25 protein-coding genes are annotated in these 26,065 nt (G+C 71.0%); 11 read left to right on the forward strand and 14 right to left on the reverse strand.

What is annotated here, in order from left to right; genetic code table 11:
* Positions 1–9: 9 nt before the first annotated feature.
* On the forward strand, positions 10–327 hold the full coding sequence (locus AC1D29_RS01160) for a DUF1360 domain-containing protein (protein ID WP_477893923.1): 318 nt from the start codon (positions 10–12) through the stop codon (positions 325–327).
* Position 328: 1 nt separating this feature from the next.
* Positions 329–574 (forward strand): hypothetical protein, encoded by a 246-nt coding sequence (locus tag AC1D29_RS01165; protein ID WP_477893925.1) that lies wholly within the window; start codon positions 329–331, stop codon positions 572–574.
* Between the two features lie 34 nt (positions 575–608).
* Here the strand turns inward: AC1D29_RS01165 and AC1D29_RS01170 are convergent, their stop codons facing one another.
* From AC1D29_RS01170 to AC1D29_RS01190, 5 genes are all read right to left on the reverse strand, one after another.
* Complete coding sequence (locus tag AC1D29_RS01170; protein WP_477893927.1) at positions 609–3,548, reverse strand: EAL domain-containing protein; 2,940 nt, start codon at positions 3,546–3,548, stop codon at positions 609–611.
* Positions 3,545–4,159, reverse strand: a complete 615-nt coding sequence (locus AC1D29_RS01175) for a FecR family protein (RefSeq protein WP_477893929.1) — start codon at positions 4,157–4,159, stop codon at positions 3,545–3,547. The genes AC1D29_RS01170 and AC1D29_RS01175 overlap by 4 nt, the downstream gene beginning before the upstream one ends.
* A 9-nt stretch (positions 4,160–4,168) precedes the next feature.
* Entirely contained in the window at positions 4,169–7,186 is a 3,018-nt protein-coding gene (locus AC1D29_RS01180; RefSeq protein WP_477893931.1) for a CHAT domain-containing protein, read from the reverse strand.
* A 66-nt stretch (positions 7,187–7,252) separates the two neighbouring features.
* Positions 7,253–8,413, reverse strand: coding sequence for an MFS transporter (locus AC1D29_RS01185; protein ID WP_477893933.1), 1,161 nt, complete (start codon positions 8,411–8,413; stop codon positions 7,253–7,255).
* Positions 8,410–9,786 (reverse strand): DNA recombination protein RmuC, encoded by a 1,377-nt coding sequence (locus AC1D29_RS01190; RefSeq protein WP_477893935.1) that lies wholly within the window; start codon positions 9,784–9,786, stop codon positions 8,410–8,412. The genes AC1D29_RS01185 and AC1D29_RS01190 overlap by 4 nt, the downstream gene beginning before the upstream one ends.
* A 102-nt stretch (positions 9,787–9,888) precedes the next feature.
* Here AC1D29_RS01190 and AC1D29_RS01195 point away from each other — a divergent pair, with 102 nt between their 5' ends.
* Positions 9,889–11,382, forward strand: a complete 1,494-nt coding sequence (locus AC1D29_RS01195; protein ID WP_477893937.1) for an FAD-binding oxidoreductase — start codon at positions 9,889–9,891, stop codon at positions 11,380–11,382.
* On the opposite strand, the gene AC1D29_RS01200 is transcribed toward AC1D29_RS01195, so the two are convergent.
* From AC1D29_RS01200 to AC1D29_RS01220, 5 genes are read right to left on the reverse strand one after another with little or no spacing between them, the layout of a single operon-like run.
* On the reverse strand, positions 11,383–12,177 hold the full coding sequence (locus AC1D29_RS01200; RefSeq protein WP_477893939.1) for a hypothetical protein: 795 nt from the start codon (positions 12,175–12,177) through the stop codon (positions 11,383–11,385). It lies immediately after the preceding gene.
* On the reverse strand, positions 12,174–13,163 hold the full coding sequence (locus tag AC1D29_RS01205) for a 2-hydroxyacid dehydrogenase (RefSeq protein ID WP_477893941.1): 990 nt from the start codon (positions 13,161–13,163) through the stop codon (positions 12,174–12,176). Before AC1D29_RS01205 ends, AC1D29_RS01200 begins: the two co-directional genes overlap by 4 nt.
* Positions 13,151–14,494, reverse strand: coding sequence for a sodium:proton antiporter (locus tag AC1D29_RS01210; protein WP_477893943.1), 1,344 nt, complete (start codon positions 14,492–14,494; stop codon positions 13,151–13,153). Before AC1D29_RS01210 ends, AC1D29_RS01205 begins: the two co-directional genes overlap by 13 nt.
* Positions 14,494–15,207 (reverse strand): nitroreductase, encoded by a 714-nt coding sequence (locus AC1D29_RS01215; protein ID WP_477893945.1) that lies wholly within the window; start codon positions 15,205–15,207, stop codon positions 14,494–14,496. The genes AC1D29_RS01210 and AC1D29_RS01215 overlap by 1 nt, the downstream gene beginning before the upstream one ends.
* Positions 15,204–15,644, reverse strand: coding sequence for an acyl-CoA thioesterase (locus AC1D29_RS01220; protein WP_477893947.1), 441 nt, complete (start codon positions 15,642–15,644; stop codon positions 15,204–15,206). Before AC1D29_RS01220 ends, AC1D29_RS01215 begins: the two co-directional genes overlap by 4 nt.
* Before the next feature lie 177 nt (positions 15,645–15,821).
* Here AC1D29_RS01220 and AC1D29_RS01225 point away from each other — a divergent pair, with 177 nt between their 5' ends.
* Both AC1D29_RS01225 and AC1D29_RS01230 read left to right on the forward strand, forming a co-directional pair.
* Entirely contained in the window at positions 15,822–16,283 is a 462-nt protein-coding gene (locus AC1D29_RS01225) for a cache domain-containing protein (protein ID WP_477893949.1), read from the forward strand.
* A 70-nt stretch (positions 16,284–16,353) separates the two neighbouring features.
* Positions 16,354–17,889, forward strand: coding sequence for a methyl-accepting chemotaxis protein (locus AC1D29_RS01230; RefSeq protein ID WP_477893951.1), 1,536 nt, complete (start codon positions 16,354–16,356; stop codon positions 17,887–17,889).
* Here AC1D29_RS01230 and AC1D29_RS01235 read toward each other — a convergent pair.
* On the reverse strand, positions 17,867–18,802 hold the full coding sequence (locus AC1D29_RS01235; protein ID WP_477893953.1) for a histone deacetylase family protein: 936 nt from the start codon (positions 18,800–18,802) through the stop codon (positions 17,867–17,869). The two genes, AC1D29_RS01230 and AC1D29_RS01235, sit on opposite strands and share 23 nt — an antisense overlap.
* A 169-nt stretch (positions 18,803–18,971) precedes the next feature.
* On the opposite strand from AC1D29_RS01235, the gene AC1D29_RS01240 reads away from it, so the two are divergent.
* The 6 genes from AC1D29_RS01240 to AC1D29_RS01265 all read left to right on the forward strand — a co-directional run bounded on the left by AC1D29_RS01240 (position 18,972) and on the right by AC1D29_RS01265 (position 24,013).
* On the forward strand, positions 18,972–19,529 hold the full coding sequence (locus AC1D29_RS01240) for a phasin family protein (RefSeq protein ID WP_477893955.1): 558 nt from the start codon (positions 18,972–18,974) through the stop codon (positions 19,527–19,529).
* Between the two features lie 167 nt (positions 19,530–19,696).
* Complete coding sequence (locus AC1D29_RS01245) at positions 19,697–20,431, forward strand: LiaI-LiaF-like domain-containing protein (protein WP_477893956.1); 735 nt, start codon at positions 19,697–19,699, stop codon at positions 20,429–20,431.
* Entirely contained in the window at positions 20,432–21,472 is a 1,041-nt protein-coding gene (locus tag AC1D29_RS01250) for a sensor histidine kinase (protein ID WP_477893958.1), read from the forward strand.
* Complete coding sequence (locus AC1D29_RS01255) at positions 21,469–22,200, forward strand: LytR/AlgR family response regulator transcription factor (protein ID WP_477893960.1); 732 nt, start codon at positions 21,469–21,471, stop codon at positions 22,198–22,200. Before AC1D29_RS01250 ends, AC1D29_RS01255 begins: the two co-directional genes overlap by 4 nt.
* A 50-nt stretch (positions 22,201–22,250) precedes the next feature.
* Entirely contained in the window at positions 22,251–23,192 is a 942-nt protein-coding gene (locus AC1D29_RS01260) for a YihY/virulence factor BrkB family protein (protein WP_477893962.1), read from the forward strand.
* Entirely contained in the window at positions 23,189–24,013 is an 825-nt protein-coding gene (locus AC1D29_RS01265; protein WP_477893964.1) for a lysophospholipase, read from the forward strand. The genes AC1D29_RS01260 and AC1D29_RS01265 overlap by 4 nt, the downstream gene beginning before the upstream one ends.
* Here the strand turns inward: AC1D29_RS01265 and AC1D29_RS01270 are convergent.
* From AC1D29_RS01270 to AC1D29_RS01280, 3 genes are read right to left on the reverse strand one after another with little or no spacing between them, the layout of a single operon-like run.
* Complete coding sequence (locus AC1D29_RS01270) at positions 23,991–24,623, reverse strand: LON peptidase substrate-binding domain-containing protein (protein WP_477893966.1); 633 nt, start codon at positions 24,621–24,623, stop codon at positions 23,991–23,993. The genes AC1D29_RS01265 and AC1D29_RS01270 overlap by 23 nt on opposite strands.
* 6 nt (positions 24,624–24,629) lie before the next feature.
* The gene (locus AC1D29_RS01275) at positions 24,630–25,559 is read right to left on the reverse strand and encodes a patatin-like phospholipase family protein (protein WP_477893968.1); all 930 of its coding nucleotides are present in this window, start codon (positions 25,557–25,559) and stop codon (positions 24,630–24,632) included.
* Between the two features lie 58 nt (positions 25,560–25,617).
* Entirely contained in the window at positions 25,618–26,043 is a 426-nt protein-coding gene (locus AC1D29_RS01280; protein ID WP_477893970.1) for an Lrp/AsnC family transcriptional regulator, read from the reverse strand.
* Between the last annotated feature and the right edge of the window lie 22 nt (positions 26,044–26,065).

Genomic DNA, 26,065 nt, shown 5'->3' on the forward strand with positions numbered 1-26,065 from the left:
GCGCGCCCGATGACCCTGGACGACCTCGGTTTCTGGCCCCGCCTGGCGCTGGCCGTGCTGGCGGCCTGGCGCGTGACGCACCTGCTGGCCGCCGAGGACGGGCCGTTCGGCCTCGTGCTCAAGCTGCGCCAGCGCCTGGGCACGGGCCTGTGGGGGCAGTTGATGGACTGCCCCTATTGCGTGTCGCTGTGGGTCGCGCTGCCGCTGGCCACGCTGCTGGCCACCGACTGGCTCGGCTGGGGTCTGGCCGTGCTGGCGCTGTCCGGCGCCGTCTGCATCGTCGAGGCAGGGCTGGATGCCGTCGCCTCGCATCGCAAGGAGAACTGACATGGGATGTTGTGGACAAGGCCGTGCGGCATTGCGCCAGGCCACCAACACCGCGCCCCCGCGCGCAGCGGCCGGGCCGGCCGAGCGGCGCGTGCTGGTGCACTACCGCGCGAGCGCCCCGGTGGTCGTGCGCGGCGTGGCCAGCGGGCGGCTGTACGAGTTCGACGCCAGCCAGCCCACTCTCTATGTCACCGAGGGCGACGCGGTGGCACTGCTGCGGTCGCGGTGGTTCGAGCGAAGGGACTGACGGCAGCGGGCCGCCACGGACGATCGACGGTGGCCTAGCGCCGCCACGGCGTGCTCTTGATCGCCGCGGTCGCCTGCGCCTCCGGCAGCGCCTTCGCAAACAACCAGCCCTGCCCCACCTGCACGCCCAGGTCCAGCAGCAGCTGGGCCTGGTTCTCGTCCTCGACGCCCTCGGCCAGCGTCTGCTTGCCCAACGCCAGCGCCAGGCCGACGATGGTGCGGACGATCTCCTGCGCCTCGCGGCCGGCCGCCAGGCGGATGACGAAGCTGCGGTCCACCTTCAACGTGTCGAAGGGGAAGCGGTGCAGATAGGCCAGCGACGAGTAGCCGGTGCCGAAGTCGTCGATGCTCAGCTTGAAGCCCATGCGTGCCAGCTCGCGCAGCACCTCGGCGCTGCGCTGCGGGTTGGCCATGGCCATGCTCTCGGTGACTTCGAGCTTGAGGCGGTGGGTGGGCACGTCGCCCAGCGCGGCCAGCGTCGCGCGCGCGTCTGCCAGCAGCTCCAGGTCGCGTTCCAGCTGCACGCCGGACAGGTTCACTGCCACCTCACCCGTGAAGCCCAGCGGCTGCCAGCGCCGCAGTTGAGCAGCAGCCTCCAGCAAGGCCCAGCGGCCGATCGCCGTGATCTGGCCACTGGCCTCGGCGACAGGGATGAAGTCGCCCGGCATGATCAAGCCCTTGCTCGGGTGGCGCCAGCGGATCAGCGCCTCGAAGCCCAGCAGCGCCCTGTCCGACAGGCGCACGAAGGGCTGGTAGTGCAGCTCGAACTGGTCGCCCGCGGCCAGCGCCGCGTCGATGGCGTCGCGCAACCAGCGGCGCGACTGTTCGACCAGTTGCTCGGCCGGGTCGAACTCATGCGTCTGCCCCGGCCCGGCCGTCTTGGCGCGGGCCAGTGCGCCCTCGGCGGCGGCCATCAACTCATCGGCGCTGACGGGGCCGTGACGGCGCTGGGCCCAGGCCATGCCGGCCGAGACCTGCAGGCGCTGCTCGCCAAAGGGCTGCGCCAGCAGCTCCTGCACGCGGCGCGCAAGCTCGGCCGCCGAGTCACCGCCGGCCAGCAGCAGCGCGAACTGGTCAGGCCCCAGACGAGCCACGAGATGACGCGCGCCGAACGCGGCCTTCAGGCGCCCGCCCAGCTCGGTCAGCACCGAATCGCCCGCCACCGGGCCATGGGCCTCGTTCAACGCGCGAAAGCCGTCCAGGCCCAGCAGCAGCAGGCCGGTCTCGGACGCCGGCACGCCGCTGAGCAACTGCGTCAGCTGCTCGCGAAAGAGCAGACGGTTGGCCAGGCCGGTCAGGCGGTCGTGCAGCGCATCGAAGCTGATCTGGCGCTGCAGGCGCTGGCTCTCGGAGATGTCGGTCAGCGAACCCGCCATGCGCACCGGCTTGCCGTCCTCGCGCACCGCCAGGCCGCGCGCCAGCAGCCAGCGCTCCTGGCCGCCCTGGTTGAAATGCAGCACATGGTGGAACTGCAGGCTGTGCCCGTCGAGGTGGGCCTGCAGCTCGGCGTCGAAGGCGTTGCGCGCGGCCGGCTCCAACGGCAGCGTCCAGGCCGTGATGGCATGGCCGGCCTCGGCGGCGGACAGGCTCATCAGCGCCAGCCAGCGCGGCGAGTAATAGACCTCGCCGCTGGTCAGGTCCCAGTCCCACAGGCCGTCGTTGGCGCCCTGGGCCGCCAGCGCGTAGCGCTGCTCGCTGGCCGCCAGGCGCCGCGCCGCGATGCGGCGCTGGCCTTGCTCCACGCCGGCGCGCAGGGCGCTGGCGCCCAACGTCGCCACGGCCAGCGCCAGCAGCGGCGGCGCCAGCGAGAAGACAAGGTAGCGGGTCTCGAACGCCCATTGCGCCAGCGCCAGCAGCAGCAGCGCCACGAGCGCGATCAGTGCCAGCGCCTGGCCCAGCGGCCGGCGCGCGAGCAGCACCACGGCCGCCAGCGGCAGCAGCACGATCAGCGCCAGCTCGGCCGCGCCGCCCCACGTCGGGCGAACGAGGCTGCGGCCGGTCAGCAGGTTGTCGGTGACGGTGGCCAGGCGCTCCATGCCGGGCAGATCGGCGTCAAAAGGCGTGGGCAGATGGTCGCCCGCGGCCAGCGCCGACACGCCGATGACGGCCACGCGGCCGCGCAGCGTGGCCGCGTCCACCTTGCCGGCCAGCAGCTCGGTGAAACCGATGGCGTCGAAGTGACCACTCGGGCCGTAGTAGTTCACGCCCAGGCGCGACAGCCCGTCCAGCGGCACGCTCAGCGCGCTGCCGACGCTCACGTCGCGGCCGAAGCTGGCCCGCGCCGCACGCCAGTCCGCACCGCGCGCGAACGCCGCCAGGCGCAGCGCCAGCGCCGGGTAGACCTCGCCGTTCAGCCGAAGCAACGGCAGGTCGTGGCGCAGGCTGCCATCGGCCTCGCGGTGCGCGCTGACATGGCCCAGACCCGCCGCGGCCGCAGCCAGGCGAGCCTCGGGCGCCAACAGCCGGCGCGGCCGGTAGAAGTCCGCCTCGCTGCGCGCCAGCGCCGCGTCGTTGTCATAGCCCAGCAGGGCCTGGGCCAGCACCGGTGCCGGCGCGGCCGTGGCGCCGGCGGTGCCTTCGTCCGGCAGCGCGAAGGGGATCAGCGTGCGCGCGCCGGCCTTCATCGCCGCGGCCAGCGCCGCGTCGGCCGCGGGTGTACCGCCGCCGGGCAGCAGCAGGATGTCCAGCGCGATGGCGCGCGCGCCGCCGTCCTGCAGCGCCTGCACCGCGCGGGCGATCTCGGCGCGGTCGGGCACACGGCCGCCCAGCGCCTCCAGCGCGGCGTCGTCCACACGCACCAGCAGCAGCGACGGCTCGCGGCCGGGCGCCAACGGGCCGCGCCACTGCGTCTGCATGTCCAGGGAGCCGTGATCCAGGCGCGAGAAAACGCCCACGTCGGCACGCAGCGCCCAGACGGCAGCGCCCAGCAGCGCGGCGGCGAAGGCGATCAGCGCATAGGCCAGGCCGCGCCTCAATCGAGCGACCCCAGGCGCTGCTCGACGCGCTGCACCTTGTCGGCCGTCCAGCCCATGGCTTCGGTGCATTCCTTGGCATCGCAGCGCGTGCCGCTGAGCTGCTTCGCCAGCCGCACCGGGTAGCGCGGCTTGATGCCGCGGGTCTGCGGCCCGGCGGGCTCGACGTCGACCTCGCCGGACTTCACGAGCACGGCGGTCGCGCGGTCGTCGCCCACCTCGACCGTGAACTCGGTGCCGCGCACGGCGGTCACGGCAGTGGGTGTGCGGACCTTCCAGCTGCCGCCGGCCGACGGGTTCACGCGCTGGCCGATGAGGCCCAGCTCCAGCAGCAGCTCGGCCTCGCGCGGTTTGGCCGGGCCGGCGCTGAAGGCCTCGATGCGCAGCTGGCTCTTGTCGGCCAGCACCAGCACCGAGCCGTCGACGAATTTGAGGCGCACACGGCCGGCGGCGCCGGTGCGCAGCGTCGTGCCGACGTCCAGCTTGTCGCCCGCAACGAGGGCCTTGCCGTCGACCCGCTGGGCCTCACCGCTGACGGCCATGACTTCACAGGCCTGCTGCGCGAACGCGGTCGAGCACAGCAGGGGCAACAACATCATCAACAGGGACTTCATGGCCAACTCCTACCGGGACGGATCACCAAACAGCGCGTATCCCGCCCAGTAGAACGGATGCGTCCAGCGGCCGCCACCGAGAGTTCCCTCGATCATCCTCACTTGCGCCATGCGCAGTGCCTCGGCGCGCGGCGCCTTGGCCGAGAACGTGGCCGAGGTCAGCGCGGCCGCCGAGGCCGTCTCGACCGACCAGTGCGTGGCCAGCACCGAACGGCTGCCGGCGAAGAAGAAGCCGCGCACCAGGCCCGACATGGCCGCCCCGCCCTGCTCGCCCGCGGCCGTGTTGCAGGCGGACAGCAGCACGGCCTGGGCGTTCAGGCGCAGCGTCAGCACGTCGTCCAGTTCCAGCAGCGGCGATGCGCCTGCCTCCTTGCCCGGCGCGAGGGCCAGCGCGGGCTTGGAGACGCCGGGCAGCTCACCGGGCATCAGCCCGTGCGTGGCGAAGGCCACCACGCGGCGGTCCAGCAGCGGTGCGGCCAGCACGGCCTCGCGCGTGGCGGCGGCGCCCAGCAGCAGGTCGGCCTGTGGGTTGGCGCCCAACGCCTTGGCCAGCGCGGTCAGCTCGGCACGGGTCTCGGGCAGCGCCGGGATGTCGCCATAGCTGAAGCCCCAGGCCGCGTCGTACTGCGTCGCGCCGCTGCCCAGTGCTGCACGGCCGGCCCTGGCGCTGGACTTGAACAGCGGGTCGCCCACGCCGAACAAGGCCTTGGCCGCGGCGGGCGGCGCGGCCGCGCGGCGCAGCGCGTAGAGCGCGCCGGCCGACGGCAACTGCGTGACGGCCATGCGGCGCGCGAGGAAGGCGCCGGGCTCGGGCGCCGTCAGCGCAGCGGCGAAGGGCATGGCCGCCAGTGCGCCATCGGCCGCGACGAGCAGGCTGCTCACGTCGGTGCCGGGTTGCAGCGGCGCGAGCAGCTCGCGCCAGACGTCGTGCAGCGCCGCGACCGTCTGAGCGGACACGGTGGCCGGCCGACCGGTGCTGAGGTCCAGCGCGGCGCGGATCTGCGCGACCTTGTCCGCCCACCCGGCCGCGCCGATGGCGGACGCCGTGAAGCGCGTGGGCAAGCCCGGCGTGACCAGCCAGGCCAGCGTCGCCGTTTCCAGCGGCTGCACGACCAGCAGCGCCTCGCCGGGCGACAACAGCTTCTGCAGCGCGGCGGGCGCGGGCAGCGTGGGCGTGACGAGGTCGGCATAGGCCGGGTAGGCCTTGGCGACGCGCTCGCGGTGCGCGGTCAGCGCCTCGCGCGCGGCTTGTGCCGCTTCGCGCTGCTGGCGCACCTGTTCGCGCACGGCGGCCAGCTCGTCGGCCAGGACTTTTTGCTGCTTCTTGCGCTCGGCATCGGGCAAGGCCTTGAGCTGGGCCCTGGTCTCGTCGCTGTTGTTGCGACGGCGCACGCGATCCTCCTCGCCCTGCGTCGCGTACAGCGTGCTGTGCCGGGCGGCGGCGGCGGCACGCAGCGTCTGCTCCTCTTCGAGCAACCCGCGCAGCGCAGGCGTGGTGGCCAGCACGCGGGCGCTGGCGTCCACCAGCGCGCGGTGGGTGGCGCCGGTCTGCATGCGGTCGGCCACCTGCATCGCGCGGTCGACCCAGCTGGGCTCGAGCTTGTCACCCCGCTGGGCGCGGGCGGCAACCTCGCGCAGGAACTCGTCGAACGCCAGCCCCAGCACGAAGCCGCGCGCGCCGCTGAGGTCCAGGTCCAGCCAACCGCCGGGCGTGTCCAGCAGGGCCACGAACAGCGGCTGGTAGTCGCCCCAGGCGCCGGCCATGTCGCCCTTGAGCAGCCGCACCAGCGCGCGCACGCCGGCGGCTTCCTGCGTCTGCGGGTGGGCCTCGCCGTACAGCCGCAGGCGCAGGCGGTGGATGCGCTCCACGGTGTCCAGCGCCTCGTCCAGCCGGCCGGCCTTGGCAGCCAGCAGCGCGCGAAGCCGCCAGTCGCTGGCGCGGTCGCGGGCCAGGCTGTCGGCCGGCAGGCTGCCCAGGAACTCGCGGTAGAAGGCATCGGCCTCGTCCCAGCGGCGCAGGCCGATGAGGGAGCGCACCTGCTCCTGGCGCGCCAGCCAGCGTGCATGGCTGGCTGCGCCGGCACCGGCGCGCTGCAGCATGTCGTCGGAGCGCTGCGCGTTCTCCAGTGCCGCGGCGTACTGGCGCGACGCGACCTGGGCCTGCGCGAGCCGGTAGCTCCAGCGCGCACCTAAAGCGTCGTTGAGCTGGCCCGAGCGCCACAGCGCCAGGTTGGTCTGGCCGATCTGCACCGCCTCGGGCGCGCGGCCCTGGCGCACCAGCGCATAGGTCAGCATGCCTTGCGAGCCGTCGTACCAGCCGTAGGCGTCCAGCGCGGCGGGGTCGCGCAGGCTCTTCAGCCCGCCGGGTGCGCGGCGCGCCTCTTCGGCGCCCTTTTGAGCCAGCCGCACGGCCTCGCGCAGCGTGGCCACGGCGTCGGCCAGGCGGCCATCCCAGCGCTCGATCTCGGAGCGCACCTGCAAACGGTCCACCTGCAGCCGCAGCGCGCCGGCGGGGTCGCCGCTGCCCATGGCCTCCAGCGCCTGCTTCGTCAGCCCTTGCGCGCGCGACCACATGCGGTCCAGCTGCGCGCGGTCCTTGGCCTGGGACAGCGCATAGACCTGGCGCAACGCCGCCGCGGCGCGCAGCGGCAGGCCCAGCGACGTGTCGCTGGCGTAGGCATCCGCCGCGGTCAGGCCCTTGCCGGAGCTGCCCCAGACGAATTCGGCGCTGAGGTATTGCCGCACCCAGATCTCGCCGCCCGGCTGCGCGCTGGACAACTTGGCCAGCTCGGCCAGCAGTTCCACCCAGCGGCCGCGCTGCTCCAGCGACTGCGCGGCGCGCACCTGCTGCTGCAGCAACGCCAGCCGCGCCGCCGGCTCGGCCGGCAGCGGCTGAGCCAGCAGCGCCTGAGCGTCGGCGGCGGGCATCAGCACGGTCGCCGAATCCTCCGTCGCCTCCTCGTCCACCTGGGCCAGCGCTGCCGTCGCCGCCAGCATCCCGGCCACCAGCCACATCCGCTTGCGCATGGCCCACCTCCTGCGGCGGATGCTATCGGCTGGTGGCGCCGGGTATGGCCCGCAATCGCGGGGACGCTAAAGCTTGCGCGCCGGCCACTGCGCGAGCAGCAGCAGCGAGGCCATCAGCCACATCGGCGCGACCAGTGCGGTCGCCGCGGCCAGCATGCCGAAGCCCGCAGGCATGGCCACCGTCGCGCCGTTGACGGTCAGCATGCGCAGGCCCAACGCCTGGCCGTGGCGCTCGGCCGGCGTCACGCGGTGCAGCATGGCCATGATCATGGGCTGCACCGAGCCCAGCGCCATGCCCAGCAGCGCCGAGCCGCACATCAGCCCCACCGTGCCGGGCAGCCATGCGTAGGCCATGAAGGTCAGCATCGCCAGCACCATGGCCGCGCGCAGCGCCTTGGCCTCGTCGAGGTCGTCGGCAAAGCGCACGATGGCCAGGCGCACGCAGGTCGCGGCGACGGCAAAGCTGGCCAGCACCAGGCCGATGCTGGAGGCCGACAGACCCCGCGCATGCCCCACCACGGGCACGACGAAGCTGTGCGCGTCCCAGCAGGACGACAGCACCAGGTTGACGAGGATCAGCCGGCGGAAGGCCGGCAGGCGGAACAGCCGCCAGGCCGCCGGCTCGCGGTAGCTCTTGGTGAACGGCTCGGGCAGGTGCCTCGGCACTTTCTGCGCCAGGCCCCAGGCCAGCAGCGGCAGCAGCGCCGCGAAGCCGAAGGACGCCGTCATGCCGACATGGTCGATCAACAAGCCGGCAATGACGGGCGCGAGCGCGTTGGACATGGCCGGGCCCAGCGCCATCCAGCTGAACACGCGCTTGAGCTCACGCGGCTCGTCGGCCATCAAGCCAGCCTCGCGCTGCATGGCCACGGCCGCCACGGCGACCGCCCCGCCGCACAGCAGGCAGCCGATGGCAATGGCCCACAGCTGCTGCACGGCCAACGCCAGCACCGCGCCGACGCCCGCCATCAGCACGCCGATGCCGACCGGGCGATGAAAGCCATGCGTATCGGCCATCCGGCCGGCCCACAGCGACAACACGATGGGCGCGACGGCGAACAGGCTGAGCAGCAGGCCCACCGACGCTTCGCCATAGCCGCGGTTCAGCACCCACAGGCTGGCCGTCACGCGCGTGACGGCCATGCAGGCGTGCACGCAGATCAGCGTCGCGATCAGCCACGGGAAGGCGTGGCGCAGGTTCTGCTGCTTGCCCGCGCCGGCGCTCACTCGGCGTCCTCGATCGCGTCGCTCAACTTGTCCAGTTGCAGCATGCGCTGCGCCGCGTCATCGGGCAGCGCCTCCACGCCCTTGAGCTTGCGCGTCATCGCTCGCGTGCGCACCTCGGCGGCGTCCAGCGTGTTGCCAGCTTCCTCCAGCTTCTTCTTGGCCTTGGCCAGCACGTCACCGAACTTGCCGAACTCGGTCTTGACGGCGCCCAGCACCTCCCAGACCTCGGCCGAGCGCTTCTCCAGCGCCAGCGTGCGAAAACCCATCTGCAGGCTGGTCAGCGTGGCCAGCAGCGTGGTGGGGCCGCACAGCATCACCTTGTGCTCGCGCTGCAAGCCCTCCATCAGCCCGGGGCGGCGCAGCGCCTCGGCGTACAAGCCTTCGGTGGGCACGAACAGGATGCCGAAGTCGGTCGTATGCGGCGGGCCGATGTATTTCTCGCGGATGGTCTTGGCTTCGAGGCGCAGGCGGTTCTCGATGGCCTTGCCGGCAGACTCCGCCGCGGGCGCGTCGGCGCGCTCCTGCGCGTCCAGCAGCCGCTCGTAGTCCTCGCGCGGGAACTTGGCGTCGATGGGCAGCCACAGCGGCTTGCCGTCATCGCGCTGGCCGGGCAGCGAGATGGCGAATTCGACGCGCTCGTTGGAGCCCGGCAGCGTGGCCACGTTGGACGCGTACTGCTCGGGCGTGAAGACCTGGTCCAGCAGGCCCGCCAGCTGCACTTCGCCGAACACACCGCGCGTCTTCACGTTGGTCAGCACGCGGTTCAGCGAACCGACGTCGCGCGCGAGGTTCTGCATCTCGCCCAGGCCCTTGTGCACCTGCTCCAGCCGCTCGGCCACCTGCTTGAAGCTCTCGCCCAGGCGCTGCTCCAGCGTCGCGTGCAACTTCTCGTCGACGGTCGCGCGCATCTGCTCCAGCTTCTTCTCATTGTCCTGCTGGATGCTGGTCAGGCGCTGCTCCACCGTCTGGCGCAGCTCAGCCAGGCGCTGGTCGTTGGCGGTCGACATGGCCTGCAGTTGCTCACGCATGCCGTCGGCCAGGCGCTGCATGGATTCGGTGAGGTTGTGGGCGCTGCGCTGCGCGGCGGCGTCCTGGGCTTCACGGGCGGCCAGGGCCTGTGCGGCCAGGGACTGGTTGCTGCCCTGCAGGCCTTGCGTCAACAGCTGCTGGAACTGGGCCAGGCCTTGCACCAGTTCCTGCCGTGTGGAGCTGCCGCTGCGGCCCAGTTCGTCGCGCAGTTCGCGCTCCAGCCGCTCATTGCTCTGCAGCAGTTCGGGTGGCACGCCTTGCGCCTTTTGACGAGCCCAGATCAGGAACAGCAGGACAAGGATCAGGGCCAGCAAACCCAGCAGCAACACGTCGATCAGGCTCATGCCAGCCATTGTCTCCCGTGATGGGAGCGCTTTCATTGGTATGCCACTGGTATCACATAAAGTCAGCGGTCTGGTCTTTTATTGGTAGCAACAGGAGGCACCATGGAGAGGCGACAGTTCCTGGCTCTGGGCGGCGCCGCCGCGTGGACCGCGGGTTGCGGTGGCGGCGGTTCGCCGGCGCCGGCACCGAGCCCGGCACCACCGGCTGGCGGCACGGACTGGGGCGGCCTCGCCGGCCAGTTGCAGGGCCCGCTGCTGCGCCCCGGGCAGGCGGACTTCGACCGCTACGCACGCGCCGCCAATGCCCGCTACGACACGCTGCAGCCCCAGGCCATCGCGCGCTGCGCCAGCAGCGCCGACGTGACGGCGGCGTTGGCCTTCGCCCGCCAGCAGCAGCTGGGGTTCACGGCGCGCAGTGGCGGCCACAGCTATCTGGGCGCCAGCAGCGGCAGCCAGCTGCTCATCGACATGGGCACGCTGGATTCGGTGCATCTGGATGGCGACCGGGTCACCGTCGGCACGGGCGCCAAGCTGTCGGACGTCTACGACAGCCTCATCACCGCCGGTCGCTGCATCCCGTCGGGCAGCTGCGTCAGCGTCGGCATCGCCGGCATCACGCTGGGCGGCGGCGTCGGCGTGCTGGACCGGGCGCACGGCCTGAGCTGCGACAGCGTGCTGTCGGCCCGCGTCGTGACGGCCGACGGCCAGCTGCTGGACTGCAGCGACACGCTGAGACCGGACCTGTTCTGGGCACTGCGCGGCGGCGGTGGCGGGCAGGTGGGCCTGGTCACGTCGCTGACCTTCCAGACGCATGCGGTGGCGCCGCTGACGCAGTTCGGCGCCACGTTCACGCTCGCCGAGCTGCCAGCGGTGCTGGCCGCCTGGCAGGCCTGGCCGCAGACGATGCCGGACGCGATCTGGTCGCAGCTCGCGCTGTCGGGCCAGGGCCTGCGCCTGTGGGGCATCGCCATCGGCGACGCGGCCTTCGTGCAACCGCACTGGAGCGCCTTGCTGGCGCGCACGGGCCGCACACCGGCCGACGCGGCGATGCAGGCGCGCAGCTACCGCGACGTGATGCTGGGCGGCTGCGCCGCGCTGAGCCGCGCGCAATGCCACCTGCCCAGCCAGAACGCCAGCGGCGTGCTGGGCCGCGTGGCGATGGCGGCCAGCTCCGACTTCTTCGACGCGCCGCTGGACGCCGCCGGCATCGAGGCCTTGCGCACGGCCATGCAACTGCGCCGCGACAGTGGCCGCGCGGGCGCCGTGCTGCTGAACCTGATGGGCGGCGCCATCGCCCGCGTGGCGCCGGATGCGACGGCCTTCGCGCATCGCCGCGCGCTGTTCAGCGCGCAATACCTGGCCGAGCTGCCGGCCGGCACGGCGGCCGCGACGCTGGACGAAGCCGCGAGCTGGACGCACGGCATGCGCACGACCATGCAGCCCTGGAGCAGCGGCGGCGCCTACGTGAACTACCTGGACGGCCTGCTGACCCGCCCGGCCGAGGCCTACTACGGCGCCAACCTGGCCCGGCTGCGCCAGGTCAAGCAGAGCTACGACCCGACGGGTGTCTTCAAGGCCTTGCCGGCGCTGGATTGATCAGGGCGCGACCAGGCTCTTCACCGCGCGCGGCAGCTCGGCTTCGATGAGGGCTTCGAGCGCCTTCACACGCTGCTCCGCCGTCGTGTCGGCCCAGGGGTTGGCAGCGCCCTCGCGCGTGACCGGCAGCCGGCTGGCAACAGCCAGGGACTGCTCGCGCTTGAGCCTGAGGTCGCTGAGGTCGATCAGCGCGACGCGGATGGAGACATAGGGCGCCAGCACCGGCAGCGCCGGCTGGCCATCGAAGCCGATCTGCGCACCGGGGCGCTGGTCCAGCACGAAGCCCGGGCCTTCCAGCGTGGTCAGGATGCGCGCCGGCAGCACGGCGGCCAGTGCCGGCTCCTGGCGGCTGCGCGTGACCAGCAGCAGGTGGGCCGCGCCGCTCTGGCGCACCGCATCGCCGAGCTTGCCGGGCAGGCTGAGCTTGCCGTCGACGAAGAGGTTGGCTGGGTCACCGAACAGGCTGCGCGTGGTCGACGTGTAGAGCTTGACCTCGCGCTTGTCGCTCGTCGCCTTCACGGCCTCGTTCAGCGCCTGCAGCACGGCGTTGTCCAGCCCGCCCGCGGGGCTGGCGGTCCATTCGCCGGACTGCACCGTGTCGCCGCGCGCGGGGGTCAGGCTGAGGAGCTGCACGCTGTCGCCCAGGATGGACAGCGCCGCGAACTTGTTCGGGTCGCGCGGCGTCTTGTCCTCGACCACGGGCGCCGGCGCCGGGGGCGGCATCTTGTTCTTCAGCGACTGGCCGAAAGCCAGCGTGGGCGCGAGGACGAGGGCGAACAGCAGGGGTTTGATCACAGCGGCAGGACTTCAGAATTCAGCGGTGTCGGGGGCGTCGCGCCGGTCAGCGCGGCGACGAGGTTGTCGGCGGCCAGGCCGGCCATGGCCAGGCGGGTCGGCATGGTGGCGCTGGCGATGTGGGGCGTCAGCACCACATTGGGCAGCGTCAGCAGCGCGGGGTTCACGCGCGGCTCGCCTTCGAACACGTCCAGGCCGGCGGCGGCGATGCGGCGCTCGCGCAGCGCGGCGGCCAGCGCGTCCTCGTCGACGATGCCGCCGCGGGCGATGTTGATCAGCGTGGCCGTCGGCTTCATCAGCGCGATCTCGGCGGCGGCGACGCAGTGGTGCGACGCCGCCGAGTAAGGCAGCACCAGCACCAGGTGGTCGGCCTGCTGCAGCAGCTCGCCCTTGCTCAGGTAGCGCGCACCGAGTTCGGTCTCGGTGTCGGCCGGCAGCCGCGAGCGGTTGTGATAGATCACGTTCATGCCGAAGCCGAAGCGGCCGCGGCGCGCGATGGCCTGGCCGATGCGGCCCATGCCCAGGATGCCCAGCGTCGAGTTGTAGACGTCCGAGCCGGCCAGGAAGTCCCAGGACCAGCTCTTCCAGCGCCCATCGCGCAGCAGCCGCTCGCCCTCGCTCATGCGCCGGGCCGTGGCCATCAGCAGCGCGAAGCCGAAGTCGGCCGTCGTCTCGGTCAGCACATCGGGCGTGTTGGTCACCAGCACGCGGCGCGCGGTGCAGGCGGCCAGGTCGATGTGGTTGTAGCCGACCGACATCGTGCAGACGGCGCGCAGGTCCGGGCAGGCCGCCAGCAGATCGGCAGTGATGCGCTCGGTGCCAGTGATGTAGGCGCCAACCTTGCCCTGCAGCCGCGTGCGCAGCTCGTCGGGGCTCAGAGGGGACTCGCCCTGATGGAAGTCCAGCTCGAAATGAGCCGCGAGCTTGTCGATCACGGCGGCCGGCGCGCGGCGCGCCACCAGGACCTTGGGTTTCAGTGCATCCATATCAGCGCCATGATGAAGAGAAGCGGCAACAGCACCGCGCCGGACCACAGCAGATAGCCGCCGAAGCTGGGCATCTTCACGCCACGCTCCTCGGCAATCGCCTTGACCATGAAGTTGGGCGCGTTGCCGATGTAGGTCATCGCGCCCATGAACACGGCGCCGCCCGAGATCGCCGCCAGCACCGGCGCGCCTGCGCCCATCAGCGCCTGCGCATCGCCGCCGGCGAGGTTGAAGAAGGCCAGATACGTGGGCGCGTTGTCCAGCACGGAGGACAGGCCGCCGGTCAGCCAGAAATAGGCAGCCGGCAGTGGCTGGCCGTCGCCGCCCGTCAGCATGGCCGCCAGCGGCGCGAACACGCCGGCCGAGCCGGCCTTGAGCATCGCGATGACGGGCACCATGGTCAGGAAGATGGCGATGAAGAGCTTGGCCACCTCTTCCATCGGCGCCCAGCTGAAGCGGTTCTTCTCGCGCACGCCGGCCGGCGTCAGCCACAGCGACGCGAGCGTCACCGCGACCAGGCCCAGGTCGCGCACGAGAGCCTGCAGCGGCAGCGGCGTGCCCCACAGGTCGAAGACGACGCCGGGCTTCCAGGTGCCGCTCATCAGCACCAGGCCCACGGCCGCTGCCAACGGCAGCAGATTGATGACGCCTTCCAGGCCCAGCTTGGGTGCGTCGGGCGTGGGGTCGGCGCGCGTGATGCCTTCCTTGCGGTAGTACCAGCTGTCGATGGCCCAGAACACGGCCAGCAGCGTGGCTAGCAGGAAGATGGTCTCGGGCAGCAACTGGCCGGCCGTCCAGAAGAAGCTGACGCCTTGCAGGAAGCCCAGGAACAGCGGCGGGTCGCCCAGCGGCGTGAGGGACCCGCCGACGTTGCTGACGATGAAGATGAAGAACACCACGACATGCGCGTTGTGGCGGCGGTTGTCGTTGGCGCGTATCAGCGGGCGGATCAGCAGCATGGACGCGCCAGTCGTGCCCATGAAGCTGGCCAGCACCGCGCCGAGCAGCATCAGGCCGCTGTTCAAGGCCGGGCTGCCGTGCAGGTTGCCGCGGATGAAGATGCCGCCCGCCGTCGTGTAGAGCGCGCCCAGCAGGATGGTGAAGGGCAGGTACTCCTCCACCAGCGTGTGCACCAGCACGCCGCCGGTCTCCGCCGCGCCGAAGGCCAGCGCGAATGGCACCAGCAGTGCCAGCGTCCAGCCCGCGGCGATCTTGCCGAAGTGGTGGTGCCAGAAGGCGGGCGCCGCCAGCGGCATGACGGCGATGGACATCAGCAGACCCGCGAAGGGGGCCGCCCAGGCAACGCCGAGTTCGGCACCGTGCAGCGCCATCAGTTGTCCAGGAAGCGTGTGAACTCGGCCACCGGCGCGCGTTCGGTGACGAGGCTGTTCTCGACGGCCGCCGGGTCGGCAAAGCCCATCGACATGCCGCAGACCAGCATCTGCTCTTCGCTGAGTTGCAGCTCCTCGGCGATGACGCGGTGGAACTGAGTGAACGCCGCCTGCGGGCAGGTGTGCAGGCCACGTGCGCGCGCCGCCACCATGATGTTCTGCAGGAACATGCCGTAGTCCAGCCACGACCCCTGCTGCATGACGCGGTCGATGGTGAAGAAGATGCCCACCGGTGCGTCGAAGAAGATGAAGTTGCGGCCATGCTGGTGCTGCATGCGCGCCTTGTCGGTCTTGGCGATGCCCAACAGGCCGTACAAGTCCCAGCCGACCTTGCGGCGGCGGTCGATGTAGGGGCTGCGCCACTCGGTGGGGTAGTAGGCGTACTCCTCCTTGCTGGCGGCGTTCTGCGCGGGGTCGAGGTAGGTGGCCTGGATGCGGCCGCCCACGCGCGTCAGCGCCTCACCCGTCAGCACATGCACCTGCCAGGGCTGGGTGTTGGTGCCGGACGGGGCGTAGGACGCCACTTCGAGGATGGCCTCGATCGTTGCGCGCGGCACCGGCGTGGACAGGAAGGCGCGCAGCGAGTGCCGGGTCTTGATGGCCTCGTCGACGGCGGCGGTCTGCTCGGGCGTGGGGTGATCGAAACGACTCATGGCGTCAGGGTTTTCAGAGCTTCAAGATAGGCGGCCGGCAGCTCGGCCACAGGCCGGCGGTTGCCGCGGTCGACGTAGACATGCACGAAATGACCCCGCGCGGCGCAGCTGGCGGCGCCCTCGGCGAACAGGCCGATCTCGTAGCGCACGCTGGAGCGCCCCTGCTGCGCCACGCGCACGCCGGCCTCGATGCGCTGCGGGAAGGCCAGCGACTCGAAGAAGTTGCAATGCGTCTCGACGACCAGGCCGATGACGTCGCCGCCATGGATGTCCAGCGCGCCGGCCTCGATCAGCAGGCTGTTCACGGCGGTGTCGAACAGGCTGTAGTAGACGACGTTGTTCAGGTGGCCGTAGGCGTCGTTGTCCATCCACCGGGTGGTCAGGGGCACGAAGCGGGGGTAGGCGTCGCGCGCGTCGGGCTGGGGGCGGGTCGTCATGAGTCCATTCTTTCATGGGCAGGCCGCTGGCTTCTTTACGGGGGCGATTGCGGCATATGCACTTGCGGAATCACTTTTGCAGGAGCGAAACTGGCCCGGAGCCCCAAGGCTGATCGCAGTCACCGCCGGGTGGCGTGGGTGAGGACGGATTCACAACGGCTCGGAAGGAGCATTCGCATGAATCGATTCGCTGTATCAGGTCTTGCCCTCGCACTGGCGGCCCTCATGGGCAGCCAACCCGCACTGGCCCAGAACGCGACCAAGGACGACGCGGTCGCCACGGTCAAGAAGGGCGTCACCTACATCAAGGCCAACGGCAAGGACAAGGCCTACGCCGCCATCACCGCCAAGGACCCGCAGTTCGTCAAGAGCGACCTCTACTTGGTCGTCTACGGCATGGACGGCAAATGCCTGGCCCATGGCGCCAACGAGAAGCAGGTCGGCCGCGACCTCATCGACCTGAAGGACATCGACGGCAAGCCCTTCATCCGCGAGCGCGTGGAGCTGGGCAAGTCCAGCCCCAAGGGCTTCTGGCAGGACTACAAGTTCACCAATCCCGCCACGAAGAAGATCGAGCCCAAGCAGATGTACTGCGAGCGGCTGGACGACACCATCGTCTGCGGCGGCATCTACAAGTAAGCCCGGCGGGACGTGGCCGTCCCGTGCCCTGCCGCCCCGCCCTGGGCGGCTCCCCTGGAAGGCTGACTGAATGAAGCTGGCTGCAAAAATGCTGCTGCCGCCAATGGCGGCGCTGGCGGTCGTGTTGGCGATCAGCCTGGGCAACAACCTGCTCTCGCTGCGCGAGGTGGTCGCGGCCAACGAGGCCGACCAGCAGCGCAACGAGGTCTTCATGACCACCGTGGCCGTGCAGACGCAAGTGGGCGAGATGCATGGCGGCGTGTTCCGCACCATCGCGCTGATCGGCTCTCTGGACGACGCCAAGATCAAGGCGCTGCGCAGCCAGCTCAAGCAACAGGTCGAGGGCCTGTCGCGCACGCTGAACACGCTGGCCGACATGGACAGCACGCCGCCCGAGACCGACGCCCACATCAAGGCGGCGCTGCCGCTGCTGCAGGCCTATCTGAGCAAGGCCGATGGCGCCATCGACCTGGCCTCCGTCGACCCCAACACCGGTGTCGCCGCGATGCAGGACGCGGAGGCGCGCTACAAGGAACTGGCCACGCTGATCGGCAAGGTCGTGCAGAGCATGGACACCGATCAGCAGAGCGCCGCAGCCGCCCAGCAGACCGGTGCACAGAAGCGCGCCTGGCTGTTCGGCATCCTGTCGCTGCTGGCGGCCAGCGCGGGCATGGGCCTGTTGCTGGTCAACCAGCGCAAGATCGCGGCGGACGTGAATGCCTCGCTGTCGCTGGCCGAGTCGGTCGCGGCGGGCGACCTGACGCAGCGCGCCGCGCCGCAAGGCCAGGACGAGCTGGCGGGCCTGATGCGCGCGCTGAACCAGATGTGTGAGCAGCTCGGCCAGACGGTGGGCGAGGTCATGCTGGTGGCGGACTCCATCCGCACCGCGTCGGCCGAGATCGCCTCGGGCAACCAGGACTTGAGCACGCGCACCGAGCAGACGGCCTCCAGCCTGGAGCTCACCAGCACGTCCATGGCCGAACTGACCGGCACCGTGCATCAGAGCGCCGAGCATGCGCAGACGGCCAATCAGCTCGCGACGACGGCGGCGGCCGTGGCCCACCGCGGTGGCAGCGTCGTCCAGCAGGTGGTGGACACGATGAACGACATCGCGGCGTCCAGCAAGCGCATCGCCGACATCATTGGCGTCATCGACGACATCGCCTTCCAGACCAACATCCTGGCCTTGAATGCCGCGGTGGAAGCCGCGCGCGCCGGCGAGCAAGGCCGCGGCTTTGCCGTCGTGGCCGGCGAGGTGCGCAGCCTGGCCGGGCGCAGCGCGGCGGCGGCCAAGGAGATCAAGACGCTGATCGGCGCGAGCGTGGAGCGCGTCGAGTCCGGCGCGCGGCTGGTGCAGGACGCCGGCGCGACCATGGGCGAGATCGTCGGCGCCGTGCAGCGCGTGACCGACATCATGGGCGAGATCAGCACCAGCGCCGACGCGCAGAGCCGAGGCATCGACGACGTCACGCAGGCAGTGACCCAGGTCGACGACATGACGCAGCAGAACGCCGCCCTCGTCGAGGAAAGCGCCGCGGCCGCCGAGTCGCTGCGCGAGCAGGCGCAGCGGCTGGCCCAGGTCGTCAGCGGCTTTCGGGTCCGCTAGACCAGGCCGCCCAGGCCTCGGCGGCCAGGTTCAGCGTGTTGACCTGCACGGCGACCGTGGTCGCCAGGTCATGGCCGTAGCCGCCCGCCATGCTCAGTGCGACCGGGATACGGCGCTGGCTCAACGCCGCCAGCACGCGCCGGTCGCGCTCGGCCAGGCCCGCGTAGCTCAGCTTCAGGCGCCCCAGCCGGTCACCCTCGTGCGGGTCGGCGCCGGCCACGTAGAACGCCAGCCCCGGCTCGCAGCGCTGCCAGACTTCGTCCAGCGCCTTGTCCAGCGCCGCCAGGTAGTCGGCGTCGCCGCAGCCATCGGGCAGCTCCACGTCCAGGTCGCTTGCCTCCTTGCGGAACGGGAAATTGCGCGCGCCGTGCATGGAGAACGTGAACACCGTGTCGTCGTCACGGAAGATGGACGCCGTGCCATTGCCCTGGTGCACGTCAAGGTCGATGACCAGCACGCGCAGCAGGCTGCGATGCTGCCTCGACCACTCGGCCTGCATCAGCCGCGCGGCGACGGCCACGTCGTTGAAGACGCAGTAGCCCGAGCCCTTGTCGGCATAGGCGTGATGGGTGCCGCCGGCCATGTTGGCGGCCACGCCCTCTTCCAGCGCCGCGCGCGCCGCGGCGATGCTGGCGCCGACCGAATGCCGCGAGCGCGCCGCCATCGATGGCGACCAGGGAAAGCCGATCTCGCGCTGCTGGGCCGCGCTCAGGTGGCCCAGCAGCACCGCGTCCACATAGTCCGGCGTGTGGGCCAGCGCCAGCTCGCCCTCGCTGGCGGCCGGCGCCGCCAGCATCCTGAGCCGCCCGGGCTCGCGCTCGAAATGCTCGCGCAGCAGCCGGTATTTCGACTGCGGGAAACGGTGCCCCGGCGGCAGCGCCAGGCTGTGGGCGTCGGAATGGAAAGCCAGCATGGACCGGCACGATAGCCGTGACCGCCTTGGCATGCCGGCATCCCTAATTTGCTGCACTGCACAAAAAGTTCTTGCAATTCGCTGGCCAACCCCTATCATTCAGTCCATGTTGCAGTGCAGCAAAAGAAGCACAGCAAACGGTTCAACCACCTGAAATCGGAGTAACACCATGCTGACCGCTGAACAAGTCCTCGCCGCCCACAAGGCCAATGTCGAAACCCTCTTCGGCCTGACCAACAAGGCGTTCGAAGGCGTCGAGAAGCTCGTCGAGCTGAACCTGCAAGTCGCCAAGACGGCGCTGAGCGAAGCCGCCGACACGACCGCCGCCGCCCTGTCGGTCAAGGACGCACAAGAGCTGCTGTCCCTGCAGGCCGCGCTGCTGCAGCCCACCGCCGAGAAGGCCGCTTCCTACAGCCGCCACATCTACGACATCGCCTCCAGCACCGGCGCCGAAGTCGCCAAGGCTGCTGAAAGCCAGTTCGCCGACGCGCAGAAGAAGTTCTCCACGCTGGTCGACAACGCCGCCAAGAACGCCCCGGCCGGCACCGAGAACGCCGTCGCGCTGGTGAAGTCCGCCGTCGCCGCCGCCAACAACGCCTTCGAGTCGGTCCAAAAGGCCACCAAGCAAGCCGTTGAAGTGGCCGAAGCCAACTTCCAGGCTGCCACGACGCAAGCCGTCAAGGCCACGCAGACGGCCAGCCGCGCCACCAAGCGCGCCACTGCCTAAGCTTCAAGCTTCGCCTCGAAAGCCCGGTGCTCGCGCACCGGGCTTTTTTCATTGGCGAAGGCCGGCGTCGATTCGTCGGCCAAAGGCGTCGATTCGCCGCAGCGGGGTCGAGGCGGCGCAGGCGGGCGGTTCTACTAGCGGCATTCAAAGCCTGGAGCCGCCCCACCATGTACGCCCGCCGCCACCGCCATCGCCACCGCCTGAGCCACCCCGGCCACCGCATCCTGTTCGGCCTGGGCGTCGTCGGCATCGGCGTGCTGGCGCTGCTGGACAACCTGCATGTGTTCGACATCGCGCTGCTGCGCACCTTCTGGCCGCTGGCGCTGGTGCTGTGGGGCCTGAGCCGGCTGGCCTGGCCGCGGCACACCGGCAGCGGCCTGTTCGGGTTGATCATGATCGGCGTCGGCTCGGTGCTGACGGCGCAGAACCTGGGCTACGTGCACTTCCAGCTGCGCGACTGGTGGCCGGTGCTGATCATCCTGGCCGGGCTGTCCATCCTGCTGCGTGGCTTCTACCCGCGCCAGGCGTCGAGCCAGCCGCAGGTGGGCTTCGACACCTCCACGCTGGAGCACGGTGAGCGCGTCGACATCCACACCAGCTTCGGCGCCGTCAACATGCAGAACGATTCGCGCAGCTTCAAGGGCGGCCGCATCGACGTGACCTTCGGCGGCGTGGAGCTGGACCTGCGCCAGGCCGTCATGGACGGGCCGGAAGCGGTGCTGGAAGTGTCGGCGCGCTTCAGCGGCATCGACCTGCGCGTGCCGCGCGAGTGGCAGGTGGTGGTCGAGATCGGCGCCACACTGGGCGGCATCGACGACAAGACCGTGCCGCCGATGAACCCGACGCAGCGCCTGGTGCTGCGCGGCGAGGCGGTGTTCGGCGGCGTCGACATCAAGAACTGAGTGCACCCGCTGCTGACCCGCTGGCGGTATGCGGCCGCCTACCTGCTGGCCTTCGCGCTGGCCGGCCTGGCACTGGCCGCGGGGCTGGTGGCCCAGGGACTCGCGACGCCGGGCTGGGCGCTGCTGTGGGCGCTGCCGTTCGCCGGCGTGCTGGCGCTCGCGGCGCTGTCGACCTACTACCCCTGCCGCAGCCAGCCCTTCACGGCGGGCCGCTGGGGCCGCGCGCTGGCCTCCCGCGTGGCGGCGATGCTGCTGCTGGCGGGCGCCAGCGTGGCGCTGGCCGCGGCCTGGAACGGCGTCGGCGGCTTCGTCGCGATGACGCCGACCGCCTGGCTGCTGGCCCTGGCCGGCAGCCTCACGCTGCTCCTGCTGGCCGTGCTCGCCCACGACCTGCTCATCGCCATCACCGCGGCCCAGGACGCCACGACGCGCGAGACTCAGGCGCGGCTGCTGGCGCGCGACATGGAACTGCAGCTGCTGCGCCTGCAGATCGACCCGCATTTCCTGTTCAACAGCCTGAACTCCATCAGCGCGCTGACCAGCCTGGACCCGCACGCCGCGCGCGCGATGGCCATCGACCTGGCGCAGTTCTTCCGCCAGACGCTGGCGCTGGCCGGCCGCGAGCGCATCCCGCTGGCGGACGAGCTGGCGCTGGTCGAGCACTACCTCGCCATCGAGAAGCAGCGGCTGGGCGACAAGCTGGCCTTCGCCATCGACGCGCCCGCCGACACCTTGAGCGCGCTGCTGCCGCCGCTGACGCTGCAGCCGCTGGCCGAGAACGCGCTCAAGCACGGCCTGCGCCCGCGCGACGACGGCGGCCTGCTGCAGCTGCAGGCGCTGGTGCGCGACGGCTGGTTGCACGTGGCCGTGCGCAACCCCGTGCCCGACAAACCCGCCAACGAAGGCGGCCTGGGCCACGGCCTGCGCAACCTGCGCGAACGGCTGACCGCCCAGTACGGCGGCCGCGCCCGCGTGCACTGGGGCGCAACGCCCACCGGCTTCGCGGTCGAGATCACCCTGCCCCTGGAGACCCTGGCATGACCTTGCGTGCCCTCATCGCCGAAGACGAGACCCTTGCCCGCCGCCTGTTGCGCGAGTACCTCGCGCCGCATGCCGACATCAGCGTCATCGCCGAGGCCCACAACGGCCTGGACGCGGCGCGCGCCATCACCGAGCACCAGCCCGACCTGGTCTTCCTGGACATCCAGATGCCCAAGCTGACGGGGCTGGAAGTGCTGGAGCTGACCGGCCGGCGCGACGGCGTCATCTTCACGACGGCCTACGACCAGCATGCGATGCACGCCTTCGAGCTGCATGCGGTGGACTACCTGCTCAAGCCCTACACGCAGGCCCGCTTCGACACCGCGCTGGAGCGCGCACGCCGCCTGCTGGGCCAGGCCGCGCCGGGGCTGGAGCAGCTCGTCGCGCCCGCGGGGCCGACGATCTCGCGCGTGCTGGTGCGCGACGGCACCGGCGCCGCGATGCAGGTGCTGGCCATCGACGCCATCGACCACATCGAGGCCCAGGCCGACCAGGTCGCCTTCCACAGCGCCGGCCGCGAGTACCTGAAGACGCAGCGCATCTCCGAGCTGGAGACCCAGCTGGACCCCACGCGCTTCGTGCGCGTGCACCGCTCCTTCATCATCAACCTGGCCGCGCTGCAAGGGCTGGAGAAGACCGACAGCGACGCCCATGTCGCCCGCATGAAGAACGGCAAGCGCATCCCGGTCAGCCGCAGCGGTTACGACCGCTTGCGCGCGGCGCTCTGAATCGCCGCCGTCCTACAGCCGCGGCGGGGGCCAGCCAGCAGACTCGGGCCATGTACTGGTTCTACCGGCTTCGCTCCCTCCTGCGCCCGCTGGGCCGCGTGCTGCGGCTGACCTTCGAAGGCTTCCTCGACGACCGCGGGCCGCGCATGGGCGCCGCGCTGGCCTACTACACGCTGTTCTCGCTGGCGCCGCTGCTGCTCATCGTCGTGTCGGTGGCGGGCCTGGTCTGGGGCGGCGAGGCGGTGCGCGGCGAGCTGGTGGAGCAGCTGGGCGTCCTGCTCGGTGACTCCGCCGCGACCACCATCGAAGGCATGCTGAAGAGCGTCGCCTGGCCGGTCGGCGGCTGGCTCAACACGCTGGTGGGCCTGGGGCTGATGCTGGTGGGCGCCACCACCGTGTTCGCCGAGCTGCAGGACGCGCTGGACACCATCTGGCGCGTGCCCGCCCGGCCCGTGCAGGGCTGGCTGAACTGGCTGCGCGCACGGCTGCTGAGCTTCGGCCTCATCCTGGGCCTGAGCTTTCTGCTGCTGGTGTCGCTGCTGCTGGGCGCCGTGATGTCGGCCGCCGAGACGTGGTGGAAGCCGTGGTTTGGCCAGTGGCTGTACGTCGCCGCCGTCGCGAACACGGTGATCAGCCAGGGTCTGGTCGTGGCCGTGTTCGCGCTGATCTTCAAGTGGATGCCGCGCGTGCGCATCGCCTGGCGCGACGTGCTGCTGGGCGCGCTGGTCACGGCCGGCTTGTTCGAGCTGGGCCGCAAGGCCATCGGCGCCTACCTGCAGGGCAGCGGCGTGGTGTCCGGCTTTGGTGCGGCCGCCTCCATCGTCGCGCTGCTGGTGTGGGTGTACTTCTCGGCGCAGATCCTGCTGATCGGCGCGGAGTTCACCTGGGCCTATGCGCGCGTGCTGGGCTCGCGCCGCGAGTCCGAGGTGGGCGCGGCGCAAGCTCGGGCAAACTTGCAGCCCAACCCCGCGACCCACCCCAACACGCGATGACAGCAACCACCGACGACGGCCTCAAGCTCCACACGCGGCGCTGGCCCGCCACCGCGCCCGTGCGCGGCCAGCTGCTCATCGTGCATGGCCTGGGCGAGCACATCGAGCGCTACGCCCATGTCGCCGCGGCGCTGAACGCGCAGGGCTGGGAGGTGCATGGCTGGGATCACCGCGGCCATGGCAAGAGCGAGGGGCGGCGCGGCGACATCCCCGACCACGACGCGCTGCTGCGTGACACGGCGCGCGTCATCGACGCCGTGCGCCGGCCCGCCGAACGCTTCGTGCTGCTGGGCCACAGCCTGGGCGGCGTGATCGCGGCACGCTTTGCGGCCGAGGCGCTGGTGGCCAAGCCGGCCGCCTGGAGCCGGCCGCTGGATGGCCTGGTGCTGTCCTCGCCCGCACTGGACCCCGGACTCAACGGCGGTCAGAAACTCGCGCTCGCGTTGGCCGAGAAGCTGGCGCCGGGCCTGGCCGTCAGCAACGGGCTGAAGCCGGAATGGATCAGCCGCGACCCGGCCGTCGTGAAGGCCTACGCGACCGACCCGCTGGTGCACGACCGCATCACGGCACGCACGACGCGCTTCATCGTCGACGCCGGCGCCCGCGTCATCGGCGACGCGCCGCGCTGGCGGCTGCGCACGCTGCTGATGTGGGCCGGCGCGGACCGCTGCGTGGCGCCGCGCGGCAGCGAAGCCTTTGCGGCCGCCGTGCCCGCCAACGTCGTCGCCACCAAGCCCTGGCCGGGCCTGTTTCACGAGATCTTCAACGAGCCGGAAAAGGCCGAGGTGCTGGCAGTGCTCAGCGACTGGCTGAATCGCTGATCGCGTCCAGCCGGTCCACGACCAGCTCCAGCCGCAGCAGCGGGTTGTCCAGCGCCATCAGCCGCTGGCGCTCCTCGGCCGGCATCGGCAGCAGCTCGGCCCAGCGGTTCGCCAGCCAGCCGGCGTCGTCCCAGGCATAAGGCGGCTGGATGGGCAGCTCCTCGGGCCCGGCACGCTCGCGCCAGTGGGTGAGCAAATCCTGCAGATGCCTGCCGGCCTGGGTCAGGTCTTCCGGCACCGGCACGGCGGCGTCGTCGGGCAGCAGCGCCAGCTGGCCCACCCACAGGCCATGGCTGAGACAGCGCGAGTCCAGCACGCGAAAGCGCTGCGCGCCGCGCGTGCGGATCTGGATGAGGCCCGGCTGGTCGTGCGCGAAGTGTTCGATGCGCGCCAGCGTGCCGACGTGCTGGAAGGCCTCGCGCCGAAAGCCCTCGCCGTCGCGCTGGCGCACCTCCTGCCCCTCGGTCAGCGCGACGACGCCGAAGGGCTGGCCGTGGGCATGGCAGCGCTGCACCATGTCCAGGTAGCGCGGCTCGAAGATGCGCAAAGGCAGGTAGCCGCCGGGAAAGAGCACCGAGCTCAGCGGGAACAGCGGGATCTCGGTGTCCACGCCGGGCTACCTTGTCTTGTCGGCAATGCGCTGGCGCAGCAGCGCCAGCATGGCCTGCGCCGCCTCGCGGCCGGCCTGGATGGCGCGGCGGCGCGCGGTGAAGTCGGCGCTGCCGACACCGTCCAGCTTGGGCCGGATGACGGCGTCCGCCTCGCGCAGCTCGAACATGTTGATGCTGCGGCCCATGATGGAGAAGGTCTGCATCAGCATGCGGAAGGCGTCGCCCGGCGGGTCCTTCTCAGGCGGCGACGTGATGTCCACCGCGATGATGAACTGCGCGCCCATCTCGCGCGCGAAGCGCACCGGCACCGGCGACACCAGGCCGCCATCGACGTACTCGCGCTGGCCGATCTTGACCGGCTGGAACACCGCCGGCACGGCGCTGGAGGCGCGCACGGCCGTGCCCGTGTCGCCGCTGCGGAACAGGATGGCCGAGCCGTCCGACAGGTCGGTGGCGACGATGCCCAGCGGCAGCGCCATCTGCTCGATGCCCTTGCCGCCGGTCTTGTCGCGGATGAAGCGCGCCAGCGCTTCGCCGCGGATCAGGCCGCGCAGCGGGAAGGACCAGTCGGTGATGCCGCCCTCGTCCATGCCCTCGGCCAGCGTCTGCATCTCCTTGCCGGTCTTGCCCGACGCGTAGAGCGCGGCGACCAGGCTGCCGGCCGACGTGCCGGCGACCAGGTCGACCTTGATGCCGTTCTCCTCCAGCACCTGGATGACGCCGATGTGCGCAAAGCCGCGGGCGGCGCCGCCGCCCAGGGCCAGGCCGATGCGCGGCGGCCTGGGTGGCGGCTTGACGAGTGGCGGCGGGTCGGGCGTCGTCGGTGGCGTGACGATGACGGGCGGCTGGGGCGGCTGCGACTGCATGACGGAGCAGCCGGCAAGGACCACGACCAGGGCGGCAAGCCCCGCGCGGCGGATCAAGGCATGAATCATGGTCGGAACAAGGGCCAGGGTGGCCTGAAGAAGCGCTGCGGACGATACCCGAGCCGTGTCACCCGAGTTTGTAGCTCTGCAGGTGAATGCTGGTCTCGGTGCCGGCGATGCCCTTGATGAGGCGCACGCGTTCCAGCACATCGGCCAGCTCCTGCAGGCTGGAGCTGCGGATCTCGGCCAGCAGGTCCCAGCGGCCGTTGGTGTCGAACAGGCCCGTGATGCCCGGCTCACCCAGCAGGATGGAGACCACCTCGCGCGTGCGGTTGCCTTCCACGGTGATGCTCATCCAGGCGGTGATCTGGTTGGGCACCGAGTCCGGCCGCAGCCGCACCGTGTAGCCGGTGATGACGCCGCCGTCCTCCAGCCGCGCGATGCGGTTGGTGACGGTGCCGCGCGACACCTTCAGCTTGGCCGCCAGCGTGGCGACGCTGGCACGGGCGTCGGTGCGCAACAGTGCGAGAAGTTGCTGGTCCAGCGTGTCCATTTGATCAATTTGTCAATTTCCA

Source organism: Roseateles sp. P1_C6, assembly GCF_056406315.1.